Below are 1674 nucleotides of genomic sequence, written 5' to 3' on the forward strand. Positions count from 1 at the left end.
CAAGAGATTGAGCAAATATTCAACGCGCTTATTTCATTGATAATAAATAATTTAACTAAACAAATCAGCGAATTGTTTCAACTACTGATTCGCATCAATAAATAAATCTCATGGAACTACAAATCATACAAAGTAAAATTTACGAAATCAGAGGGATGCGTGTCCTTTTGGATTTTGATTTAGCAGAAATGTATCAAGTAGAAACAAAAAATCTAAAACGTGCTGTAAGGCGTAATATAGAACGCTTCCCGGAAGATTTTATGTTTGAACTAACTGATAGTGAAAACGAAGACTTGAGGTGCAATTTTGGCACCTCAAGTTGGGGAGGTAGTCGTTATCCCCCTTTCGCATTCACCGAACAAGGGGTTGCCCAGCTATCGAGTGTACTCAACAGTCCTTTAGCTATTCAAGTAAATATATCAATAATAAGGGCTTTCGTTGCTTTACGCCAATATGCACTGGGTTACGCTGAATTAAATCGTAAATTGGAGGATTTTATGATCGAAACCAATATGCAGTTCAGCGATATTTATCAGGCTCTTACGGAACTTGCTTCACAAAAGGAACAGGAAAACAAGCCCCGTAAGCGTATAGGCTTTAATGTTCAACAAGATGAAGAATAATATAATTATGGAACGAGGATATATCAAAATTAAAGAAAATGATGAAAATCAGCTAATTGTTGAAGCAAAACTCGTAAATTGCACCCTATGGATGACAAAGCATGAGATAGCTGATTTATTCAACGTATTTGTTAGCTCGGTTGGTAATAACCTGCGGTCAATATTCAAATCAGGCTTATTGCGGGAAGAAAACGTTACGCAAATACACAAATACGAGAACAGCGGTCGTCAATGTGAAATGACTTTATACAATCTGGAAGCATTGATTTTTGTCAGTTATCGAATCGCTTCGTTTGAAGCGCAAGCGTTCAGGGAATGGGTTATGAAAGCATTAACCGAATATACCCGGACGAAACCGAAAAAAGAAGCAGATGTTTTGATTGTGTACAACCTATCATCAAAACTCCCTGCAATAACATTGAATTAATTCAAACTCTTATAAACAGAAATATAGTCATGAAAAATGTAATCTATCTATTAATTGCGGTTTTCTTGGTTTCCTGCGGTTCAAACTCATCAAAGAGTAATTACGAAAAAACCATTACCGACCACCTACTGAAAGGTAGTGACACAAAAGAAAATCTCAACTTCAAAATTGTTGAGATAAACGAACAGGGTAATGTTACCGTTGCCGACAGTATCGCTTATCTTACTGAAGAATTTAAAAAAGATAAGCAACCTGTAATCAGCCGTATTGAACTTGCCAAGAAAATGAGTGAAGATCTATTGGCTAAAACTAAAAAACAGAGTGATATAGATAAGTACAATGCGGATATTGCCGTTATGAATACCCGTATAGATTCACTCAAAAACCTTGTGCCTGATAACTTACAAGGATACGATAAAAGAAACACCAGTGATGTACTTGCAATTATTGTCAGATGCAAGTATTCCGTTCAACTATCAGGAACTCCTAAAGAAGAAACTTTCGATTTCTACCTATCTCCTGATGGTAGTCAGGGCAACCGCATCAAAATTTCATCATAATTTGTAGAAATGTTATCTTCGTCTCATGAATACATTAATCTCTCCCTATTTTGCTGAAGTTACA

3 protein-coding genes are annotated in these 1674 nt (G+C 36.0%); all 3 read left to right on the top strand.

Translation table 11 applies throughout. The features are described 5' to 3' along the window. Positions 1 to 110: 110 nt before the first annotated feature. Genes M2132_RS11965 through M2132_RS11975 form a run of 3 tightly spaced genes read left to right on the top strand, consistent with a single transcriptional unit; the run spans position 111 to position 1610 of the window. Positions 111 to 623, top strand: a complete 513-nt coding sequence (locus M2132_RS11965; protein ID WP_280673862.1) for an ORF6N domain-containing protein — start codon at positions 111 to 113, stop codon at positions 621 to 623. Then, entirely contained in the window at positions 613 to 1050 is a 438-nt protein-coding gene (locus tag M2132_RS11970) for a hypothetical protein (protein WP_255495097.1), read from the top strand. Before M2132_RS11965 ends, M2132_RS11970 begins: the two co-directional genes overlap by 11 nt. 29 nt (positions 1051 to 1079) lie before the next feature. Beyond that, a complete protein-coding gene (locus M2132_RS11975; RefSeq protein WP_280673860.1) occupies positions 1080 to 1610 on the top strand; it encodes a hypothetical protein in 531 nt (176 codons plus the stop codon). Positions 1611 to 1674 lie beyond the last annotated feature (64 nt).

Origin of the sequence: Dysgonomonas sp. PH5-45 (genome assembly GCF_029893235.1) — a bacterium.
Lineage (GTDB): Bacteria > Bacteroidota > Bacteroidia > Bacteroidales > Dysgonomonadaceae > UBA1309.